Below are 9,246 nucleotides of genomic sequence, written 5' to 3'. Positions count from 1 at the left end.
CGCTATCATCTTCATATGCCATCTTATTTTTTAGGGACATTTACTGAATATCCCTTTTTATCATTTCCAGAAGTTCTAATATTCGAAATGTCCGAATTCCGATTCGATAACGAGACTATTCTTATCAGCTTTTTCGACAAATCCGATAATCTGGGCATCGATCCCGAATGAGCGGGTAATATCTATGACTTCTTGTGCTCGGTCTGGTGTCACATACACTTCCATACGATGTCCCATATTAAACACTTTATACATCTCCTGCCAGTCAGTTCCCGACTGTTCTTGTATCATCTTAAAGAGAGGCGGAACAGGGAAAAGATTATTTTTCGTGACTTTCACACCTTCTACAAAATGCATTACCTTAGTTTGTGCTCCACCCGAACAATGTACCATACCATGTATTTCCGGCCTCATATAATCCAATAATTTTTTAATTACCGGTGCATAAGTACGGGTAGGCGACAATACAAGTTTACCTGCATCAAGCCCCAATCCCTTGATCTCGTCTGTAAGACGAAGTCCTCCGGAATAGATAAGCTCTTCAGGAACAGCCGCATCATAACTTTCGGGATATTTCTCAGCCAAATATTTAGAAAAAACATCATGACGGGCAGAAGTCAAGCCATTACTACCCATGCCTCCATTATATTCTTTTTCATAAGTAGCCTGTCCGAATGAGGCCATACCTACGATAACGTCACCATCCTGTATACGATGATTCGATATGACATCCGACCGCTTCATCCGGCATGTCACCGTACTATCCACAATAATCGTACGCACCAAATCCCCTACATCGGCTGTCTCGCCTCCGGTAGCATAAGCGTTTACACCTAACTCACGCAATTCCGAAAGCAATTCGTCCGTACCGTTAATAATGGCAGAAATGACCTCACCGGGAATCAACAATTTATTTCGTCCTATGGTCGAAGACACAAGAATGTTATCGGTAGCACCGACACACAAAAGATCATCGATATTCATAATAAGCGCATCTTGGGCAATCCCTTTCCAAACCGAAAGATCTCCGGTTTCTTTCCAATATATATACGCTAAAGAAGATTTTGTCCCCGCCCCGTCGGCATGCATGATATTGCAATACTCCGGATCTCCCCCGAGAATATCAGGAATAATTTTACAAAAGGCTTTCGGGAAAATTCCCTTGTCTATATTTTTTATGGCATTATGAACATCCTCTTTCGATGCGGAAACGCCGCGCAGATTATAACGTTGATCGCTCATTATGGTAATTTTCTGATTCGCTTACAAAAGTAATGTAAAAAAAAACGTGTACAAAATTGTACACGCTCTTATTTCTCATTCACATTCAATAGTGATTGGCAGATATTACCGTATCTGCCGATTTTCTTTTTTTATCACGATGTTCCTGCACCGAATATCCTACTACAATATCGAGTATAACTCTTTTTCCGGAAGGAATTCCCAAAACCTTACGCATGGCTTTTTCGTCGAACCACCCCAACATACAACTGCCCAATCCTTCGGCAGCCGCAGCCAAAACAATATGTGCTGCGGCTACTCCAATATCGATATGCGGAAAATGCTTCCGCTTGATCCAACCTCCCAAACCAGCAGAAATATTAGCACTTTCCTCAACAATAACAATATGTACCGGAGCTTGTTTGGTAAAGTGGTTAATGTTCAATATACGATTCGATGTCGCATCTGCTACACGATTTTTCAACTCCGGATCATCGACTACGATAAAATGCCAAGGTTGCGAATTACAGGATGACGGGGCAAGCCGTCCCGCCTCTAAAATGCGCTCCAGCTTTTCCGGCTCGACAGAACGTTCCGGATCAAAAGCCCGATCGCTCTGCCGCTGTTTTACAAGAGAAAGGAAATCCATATATGCAGATTTAATCAGAATACTTCATCATGCGGCTGATATACTTACCGATAATGTCAAACTCAAGGTTCACTACACTCCCGACTGTAATCTGATGAAAGTTCGTATGTTCATGAGTATAAGGAATTATAGCTACCTGAAAACTGTCATCTTTAGAATTGCAAACCGTAAGGCTCACACCGTTTACCGTTACCGATCCTTTCTCCACTGTCATATATCCTTCGCGAGCTTTCTTTTTGTCAAAATCATATACAAAAGTATAATACCAACTGCCATCGGCTTCTTCTACAGCAGTGCAACGAGCTGTCTGGTCAACATGTCCCTGAACGATATGCCCGTCTAACCGTCCGTTCATCACCATACTTCGTTCGAGATTGACTTTATCGCCGACCTTCAACAAGCCCAGATTGCTTCTGTCAAGAGTTTCTTGAATCGCTGTCACGGTATATGCCCCTTCTTCTATACTCACCACGGTAAGACATACTCCGTTATGCGCCACGCTCTGATCTATTTTCAACTCATCAGTAAACGAACAAGAAAGAGTCAAATGCAAATTTCCCTGTTCTTTTTTAAGAGCCACAACGGTAGCTGCTTCTTCTACAATTCCTGAAAACATAATATTCCGTTTTTAAATTATATCTGCCTCAAAAATAAAAAAAAAATGGCAGTCGGGCACTTTTATAAATGATAATTCCGTACATTTGAGAAATACAAGTTTTTCTAAAGATAACATGTTTGTATATGGAAATCACATTACCTCCTAAAAACGATTTATCGGAAAGAATTGTTTTACAGAACCCTCATAATATAGTCATAATCGGTGCAAACGGCGCAGGCAAGAGTCGTTTCGGAGAAGAAATAGAACGGGAATATCCTGAACAGACATTTCGCATATCCGCACTGAACTCGGTTTGTATCGTTCCTGACTCTCCCGATTCTCCCAACTCCATTGCCCGACAGTTTAAAGAAGCTTTCAGCGAAAAATCGGCTTCTCAAACACAAACGGAATTCGAGCAACTGTTTTGCCTACTTCAATATGAAGAGTTCAAAACGCTAACGGAATATAAAGAACGGTTAAAGAATGAGATCGGAGTAGCCATCCCGGTTACAAAACTCGACAGAACTCAAGTTATATGGGAAAAAATATTTCCACACAGTCGGCTATTACGCAAACCTGATCGTTTGGAAATCATATCGGATAAATGTAATAATCCATATAATGCTTTGCGCATGAGTCAAGGCGAAAGGGTGGTATTCTATCTAATCGCAGCGGCACTATCGGCATCGCCCGACTCTATTTTGATTATCGAAGATCCGGAAGTTCATCTGCATCGCTCGATCATGAGTTCTTTATGGGATTATATAGAACAAGAACGCCCCGACTGCACATTTGTATATCTGACACACGATATAGAATTCGCAACGACAAGAACCGGAGGAATAAGAATATGGGTAAAATCATACGACGCAGATCAACACTCTTGGGATTACGAACTCATAGAAAATCAAGAACTTTTTCCAGAAGAAGTTTATCTTGAACTGTTAGGAAGCCGGAAACCTATTCTTTTTATAGAAGGCACGGACTCATCCAGTATCGATATAAAATTATACCCGTATATTTTCCCGGAATATATGGTAAAACCGCTCGGAGGATGCTCTAAGGTCATAGAAACGACTAAAGCTTTTGCCGAAATGAAAGGATTTCACCATCTCGAATCGAAAGGAATTGTAGATAGGGACAGACGTACACCGCATGAAATCAAATATTTAAGAGAACGCAACATTTATGTCCCGGATGTTGCTGAAGTAGAAAATCTGCTAATGCTCGAACCTATAATCCGAGTAATTGCCAGAAGAATGTTACAGAATGAAGATGAAGTATTTCATGCTGTAAAACAGAACGTAATAGCTCTTTTCAAAAAAGATATAGAATCTCAAGCCTTACTACACACCCGTCACCGTACCCGCAGAGAAATCGAATACACGATAGACCGGCGTTTAAACACCATCGAAGAGTTTACCCGGCATATAGAAACGTTGACCGATAATATAGACACGGACTCTATATATAGAAATATTCTCGAGGAGTTTATCCGATATGCTGAAAATGAAGATTATCCGGCCATTTTAAGAGTATATAATCAAAAAGGGATGCTACCACAAAGCCGAGTGACTCATTTATGCGGATTGGCAAATAAAGAAAAATATCTTAGCTTTGTGCTTTCGATTTTGAAAGAAGACAAAGAAGATGCCGCAACAATACGTAAAGCGATACAAGCTTGTTTCGGTATCGTACAAAAGGAAAACGAAGAAGAACTTTAAGATAGAGTTTCAATGATAAAGAAATGGATAGAGGCTGCCCGTCCCCGTACTTTACCGACATCGGTAAGTCCTGTAATTGCAGCTTCGGCATACGCATGGTATCAGAATACATTCAACGGATATGCAGCTGCAATATGCCTTATATTCGCATTATTGGCTCAAATTGCTTCAAATTTCGGCAACGATTACTTCGACTATAAAAAAGGAAGCGATAATTCTGATCGTGTAGGACCGCGTCGAGCCGTAGCATCCGGTGATATCTCTCCCAAATCCATGCTTCTGGCAACAATACTGACATTGGCTTTAGCTTGCGTTACCGGCTGTTTGCTTATCCCCATAGGCGGTTGGAAACTGCTCATCGCCGGTATATTTATCGCAATTTTTGCAATAGCTTATTCTGCAGGACCTTATCCCCTATCCTACCACGGATTGGGAGATATCGCCGTATTCATTTTTTTCGGACTCATAGCTGTCAATCTTTCTTTTTATGTCCAGGCGCTTTATTTCGAGCGGCAAGTGTTTCTTTGCAGCATAGCTATGGGTTTATTATCGGTCAATATTCTCATGGTCAACAATTATCGGGATAAAGAGACCGATGAAACTTCGAATAAAAAAACACTCGTCGTATTATTCGGGCGTAAATTCGCAGAATACGCATACCTTTTGAATGGAATTGCAGCATTAGCTGTTACCGGAACTATCTGGTTCACGACCAATATAACCGGCTATATCGCCGCTATTCTATATTTAAGTATACACCTGAAAACTTGGTATGCAATGACGAAAAAGAAAGGAACAGAACTGAATCCGATTTTAGGGAAAACTGCTCGAAATCAACTGATATTTACGCTATTACTTATTCTTATTTTAATTATAACCCGATCGGCAAGCTTTTAACATTCATAAAATATGACTTTTTCAAATATATACGGAACAGCTTCTTTTTGGACGAAAATATTCATTACGCTTTGTATTATGCTGATAATGCTCATCATATCGGCAATATTGATATGGTTATTCAGCACCGGTTTTAGTAACATTTTATCCCAATCGGATATTCTTGTAGGAAGCATGTCCATCCAATGTATTTTTCTTTTTATTTCCACAGCCGTAGTTACAGCCGGACTATTCAGTTCCCGTCCGTTTTCTTACTTGAAAATGGATAAAAAACCGACTGTTACAGCACTTATCGGTGTCATAATCTGTATGATCGTATTTGTACCCTTCATGAATTTAGTCATTAGCTGGAATCAGTCTTTGTCATTGCCCGAGAAATTTTCGGCTATTGAAACATGGATGCGTAATAAAGAAGCCTCAGCCCAACTGATTACCGATCAACTACTAAACGTACATTCTTTAGGAGCTCTGGTATTATTGATTTTTGTTATCGGCATTCTGACCGGTATAGGGGAAGAGGCCTTGTTCAGAGGACTCCTTCAAAAGCTATTATGGGAAAAAACAGGTAACAAACATGCCGCAATATGGATCGGAGCAATAATATTCAGCGCTGTACATTTTCAGTTTTTCGGATTTATTCCTCGCATGTTGCTCGGAGCTTTTTTCGGATATTTGCTTGTATGGTCAGGAAATATATGGTTACCGATAACCGCACATTTTTTTAATAACAGCATAACTGTTGTTTTCCATTATATAGAAAATCAGGGATACGAACTTTCTTACTTTGAAAAACTCGGTACTATAGAAAACGGTACTTGGGATATTGCCATATATAGTTTGATACTTTTTATCTTATGCAGCTATACCTTATATAAATATCTACAAAAAAAGTCGTTACGGATATAAAAAACTACCGCGGTATATTCCTCGAAAAATCAATCGAATTTCTTACGATGAAAAATAAAATTACGCCCAAGATATTTTTCCCGAACTACCGGATCGACGGCCAGCTCTTCAGAAGTTCCTTGAAATAATATCTTACCCTCAAACAACATATACGCCCGATCGGTAATACTCAAAGTCTCAGGAGCATTATGGTCGGTAATCAAAATTCCGATATTTTTCTCTTTAAGCTTATATACAATATACTGAATATCTTCTACGGCAATTGGGTCAACCCCGGCAAAAGGTTCGTCAAGCATAATAAACTTAGGGCTGATAGCCAGACAACGAGCAATCTCCGTACGTCGTCTTTCTCCCCCGGACAACTGATCTCCCAAATTTTTCCTTACCTTTTGTAACCGAAATTCAGCAATCAGACTTTCTAATTTCTCTTTCTGAAATTCCTTACTCTTTCCGGTCATCTGCAAAACCGATAAAATATTATCCTCAACCGACATTTTACGAAACACCGAAGCCTCCTGCGCTAAATATCCGATTCCATGCTGAGCACGTTTATATACGGGAAACTTCGTAATCTCAAGATCATTCAGAAAAATACGCCCTTCATTAGGGGTGACTAAACCGGTAGTCATATAAAAAGTCGTGGTCTTTCCAGCTCCGTTCGGTCCTAACAAACCGACAATCTCACCTTGTTTTACATTAATAGAGACATGATTGGCAACCGTACGTTGTCCGTATTTCTTCACTAAATTTTCGGTTCTCAATACCATCAAATCGTCATCCGACACGATACGGGTATCCGTCGTATTTTTTTCTGTCTCAACATTCGGGATAAACTTTTCTGACATTCCTAATATCTGATTTACTTGCGACTGATTATTTTTATTGCAAAGGTAAAGATTTTCATGAACTTCGGTAATTTGGCGTTCTAAATTTTATAAACATAAAAAAATAAAGCCAGCCCGTCTTTATCTCTTTGGTGTTGTAGACGGTAATATAACCGTTTTTTAGGAGCTCAGCGATTCACATCGCATATTTAGGTGTGTAAGAGTATGACAAGCCGACTTTAATACATTTTATATGTGCAAATATACATTTATTTTTTCATGAAAATTTTCCATTTCCTTATTTTTTTCGTTTTTTAAAATATTCTTATAAAGAACTGTTACACTGTATGCAAATGAAAGATAAAGGTATTTTATATCAATTTTTAAGTTTAAAACAGCCATGCCTGAAAATTTTTCCCTAAGTTTGTAGAGTCTGATTAAATTTTACTCGGGTCAGGCTTGAGAGTTTCTTTTGAGAATGTTTTATAGTTTTTATGAAGAGGATAGCTGGCTATCGAGTAAAAACGGAAAAACAGACCGAAAGAAAATGCAAAGATGACCTGATTATATTTCTTTATTGGAAATTTTAAACAGGCTCTCATTAAAATATACATATTGTTGTCGTAAAAAGAATACTCTTTTTACTGAAATGGTATCTATTAAAAACGAAAAAATATGTTTATATTAAAATCGCTAAACAAGTTCGGCGAATATATTTTATTAATGGGTAAAGTTTTCTCGATTCCCGACCGATGGAGCGAATTTTTCAGACGATATATAATGGAAGTTTATCAACTCGTGATAGACTCTATTGCTATCGTGGTAACGATCTCTCTGTTTATCGGTGCTGTTATAGCCATACAGACATCTTTGAACATTATGTCTCCGTTGATTCCCCCCTATACGGTAGGTTTAATAACGAGAGATACCCTCCTGCTCGAATTCTCATCATCTATAATGTGCCTTATCCTCGCAGGAAAAATAGGCTCTAACATCGCATCCGAAATAGGGACAATGCGTGTAACCGAACAGATAGACGCACTGGATATCATGGGGGTAAATTCGGCCAATTATCTCATCTTACCTAAAATCACGGCATTAGTAACGTTTATCCCCATCTTGGTAGCATTCAGCATGTTTACCGGATTATTCGGAGGGTATCTGGTAAGTATTTTTACATCAATTATTCCGACATCCCGGTATGTTTACGGACTACAATCATATTTTAATGAATATTATATCTGGTACTCGATCATCAAATCTCTTTTTTTCGGATTTGTAATTAGCAGCGTAGCATCTTTTTACGGCTATAAAGTAAAAGGCGGTGCTCTTGAGGTAGGGCAGGCAAGTACCGACTCTGTAGTTGTAAGCAGCGTAACCATCTTATTACTCGATGTTTTACTGACCAAAATATTATTGCAATGATAGAAATTAAAAATGTTACAAAATCGTTTGAAGGTAAAACTATCTTGCATGACATTTCTGCGACCTTTCACACCGGAAAAACGAATCTGATCATCGGACAAAGCGGATCAGGGAAAACCGTATTGATGAAATCGATTGTCGGATTATTACATCCAGAATCCGGACAAATACTATATGACGGCAAAGATTTATTACAAATGTCCGGAGCGCAAGTTAAAGCCTTACGCTCCGAAATAGGAATGTTGTTTCAGGGATCGGCACTATTCGATTCTCTGACCGTAATAGAAAATGTCATGTTTCCGCTAAAGATGTTTACTCGTAAATCTTTAGCCGAACGGATAAAGCGTGCAGAATTTTGTCTGGATAGAGTAAACCTGAAAGGAGCAAACGACCTTTTTCCTTCTGAAATAAGCGGAGGCATGCAAAAACGTGTTGCGATCGCCCGAGCGATTGCGCTAAATCCAAAATATTTATTTTGTGACGAGCCTAATTCCGGATTAGATCCTCGTACTTCCATTCTCATTGACGAATTGGTTCGAGATATTACTCGTGAATATAACATTACGACAATCATCAACACGCACGATATGAATTCGGTTATGGGTATCGGAGAAAATATAGTATTTTTAGACAAAGGACACAAAGAATGGGTCGGAAATAATGAAGAAATTTTTACTTCGGATAATAAAGCGTTAAATGACTTTGTCTTTGCCTCCAATCTTTTCAAAATGGTCAAAAAATATGTCATAAAAGAACACCTGTCCGATTCCCTGAAAGAATAGTACAACTGCAAATCCCGTCAACGAACACGAAATTTGTAACACATTTGTTGACAAGCGTCTAAAATAAAGCTAAAAAGTTTGTTTTTATTTTTGCGCAATCGATTGTTTAAAATCAAAGATTTAGTGTATATTTGCACACTGATATTTTATAACTATATTTGAACCATGAGCAAAAAAGTAGTCACATTCGGAGAAATCATGTTGCGGTTGGCCACACCGG

General features: G+C 38.8%; 9 protein-coding genes. 5 read left to right on the top strand and 4 right to left on the bottom strand.

From position 1 onward, the window contains the following. Window positions 1-75: 75 nt before the first annotated feature. The 3 genes from AC0UMU_RS12905 to AC0UMU_RS12895 form a co-directional block, all read right to left on the bottom strand. A complete protein-coding gene (locus AC0UMU_RS12905; RefSeq protein WP_009317621.1) occupies window positions 76-1,242 on the bottom strand; it encodes an AIR synthase-related protein in 1,167 nt (388 codons plus the stop codon). Window positions 1,243-1,327: 85 nt separating this feature from the next. Next, complete coding sequence (locus tag AC0UMU_RS12900; protein ID WP_288641946.1) at window positions 1,328-1,870, bottom strand: nitroreductase family protein; 543 nt, start codon at window positions 1,868-1,870, stop codon at window positions 1,328-1,330. 10 nt (window positions 1,871-1,880) lie between these two features. Then, window positions 1,881-2,486 (bottom strand): riboflavin synthase, encoded by a 606-nt coding sequence (locus AC0UMU_RS12895; protein ID WP_009317623.1) that lies wholly within the window; start codon window positions 2,484-2,486, stop codon window positions 1,881-1,883. A gap of 125 nt (window positions 2,487-2,611) precedes the next feature. Here AC0UMU_RS12895 and AC0UMU_RS12890 point away from each other — a divergent pair, with 125 nt between their 5' ends. From AC0UMU_RS12890 to AC0UMU_RS12880, 3 genes are read left to right on the top strand one after another with little or no spacing between them, the layout of a single operon-like run. Then, window positions 2,612-4,192: a DUF4435 domain-containing protein gene (locus tag AC0UMU_RS12890; RefSeq protein ID WP_022390452.1), complete on the top strand. Its 1,581-nt coding sequence runs from the start codon at window positions 2,612-2,614 to the stop codon at window positions 4,190-4,192. Window positions 4,193-4,204: 12 nt separating this feature from the next. Further along, window positions 4,205-5,089 (top strand): 1,4-dihydroxy-2-naphthoate polyprenyltransferase, encoded by an 885-nt coding sequence (locus AC0UMU_RS12885; protein WP_122304719.1) that lies wholly within the window; start codon window positions 4,205-4,207, stop codon window positions 5,087-5,089. A gap of 12 nt (window positions 5,090-5,101) precedes the next feature. Then, a complete protein-coding gene (locus AC0UMU_RS12880; protein ID WP_122304718.1) occupies window positions 5,102-5,995 on the top strand; it encodes a CPBP family intramembrane glutamic endopeptidase in 894 nt (297 codons plus the stop codon). 29 nt (window positions 5,996-6,024) lie between these two features. Here the strand turns inward: AC0UMU_RS12880 and lptB are convergent, their stop codons facing one another. Next, a complete protein-coding gene (gene lptB / locus AC0UMU_RS12875; protein ID WP_009317627.1) occupies window positions 6,025-6,840 on the bottom strand; it encodes an LPS export ABC transporter ATP-binding protein in 816 nt (271 codons plus the stop codon). Between the two features lie 660 nt (window positions 6,841-7,500). On the opposite strand from lptB, the gene AC0UMU_RS12870 reads away from it, so the two are divergent. Both AC0UMU_RS12870 and AC0UMU_RS12865 read left to right on the top strand, forming a co-directional pair. Beyond that, window positions 7,501-8,244: an MlaE family ABC transporter permease gene (locus AC0UMU_RS12870; RefSeq protein WP_195596639.1), complete on the top strand. Its 744-nt coding sequence runs from the start codon at window positions 7,501-7,503 to the stop codon at window positions 8,242-8,244. Continuing rightward, the gene (locus AC0UMU_RS12865; protein WP_009317629.1) at window positions 8,241-9,026 is read left to right on the top strand and encodes an ABC transporter ATP-binding protein; all 786 of its coding nucleotides are present in this window, start codon (window positions 8,241-8,243) and stop codon (window positions 9,024-9,026) included. Before AC0UMU_RS12870 ends, AC0UMU_RS12865 begins: the two co-directional genes overlap by 4 nt. The last annotated feature ends 220 nt before the right edge of the window (window positions 9,027-9,246 follow it).

Source organism: Coprobacter fastidiosus (assembly GCF_982245605.1).
This window is presented reverse-complemented; position numbering and strand designations above follow the sequence as displayed.

Excerpts from the sequence above, each read along its gene's own strand:
- AC0UMU_RS12905 (WP_009317621.1), bottom strand. The coding sequence starts at position 1,242 with ATGAGCGATCAACGTTATAATCTGCGCGGCGTTTCCGCATCGAAAGAG.
- AC0UMU_RS12900 (WP_288641946.1), bottom strand. The coding sequence starts at position 1,870 with ATGGATTTCCTTTCTCTTGTAAAACAGCGGCAGAGCGATCGGGCTTTT.
- AC0UMU_RS12895 (WP_009317623.1), bottom strand. The coding sequence starts at position 2,486 with ATGTTTTCAGGAATTGTAGAAGAAGCAGCTACCGTTGTGGCTCTTAAA.
- AC0UMU_RS12890 (WP_022390452.1), top strand. The coding sequence starts at position 2,612 with ATGGAAATCACATTACCTCCTAAAAACGATTTATCGGAAAGAATTGTT.
- AC0UMU_RS12885 (WP_122304719.1), top strand. The coding sequence starts at position 4,205 with ATGATAAAGAAATGGATAGAGGCTGCCCGTCCCCGTACTTTACCGACA.
- AC0UMU_RS12880 (WP_122304718.1), top strand. The coding sequence starts at position 5,102 with ATGACTTTTTCAAATATATACGGAACAGCTTCTTTTTGGACGAAAATA.
- lptB (WP_009317627.1), bottom strand. The coding sequence starts at position 6,840 with ATGTCAGAAAAGTTTATCCCGAATGTTGAGACAGAAAAAAATACGACG.
- AC0UMU_RS12865 (WP_009317629.1), top strand. The coding sequence starts at position 8,241 with ATGATAGAAATTAAAAATGTTACAAAATCGTTTGAAGGTAAAACTATC.